At 49.1% G+C, this 228-nt stretch carries 1 protein-coding gene; it reads right to left on the bottom strand.

Annotation, left to right across the window (positions count from 1 at the left end; translation table 11 throughout):
- Positions 1 to 228, bottom strand: a 228-nt coding sequence (locus tag Q4563_RS23520) for a DUF808 family protein (protein WP_303606267.1), incomplete at both ends; no start/stop codon positions are given.

Genomic DNA, 228 nt, shown 5'->3' with positions numbered 1-228 from the left:
AAACTTCATGAGCAAGGGGGCCGCAACCAGTAGCGCACTACCAAAGCTCTGTTGAAATTTAAATTTACTGTTCGATAAATATAAGCACGCGTCGTCAATTTTGACAATGCCCGCCACCATACCATACACCCCGATTGTCATCCCCAGCGCAATGACACAGAGTACGGCACCCTGAGTGTAGAAAGCTGCGGCCGCTACTGCACCGAGAGTGATGGTACTAATTTCTGC

This window comes from Gilvimarinus sp. 1_MG-2023 (genome assembly GCF_030548285.1).
This window is presented reverse-complemented; position numbering and strand designations above follow the sequence as displayed.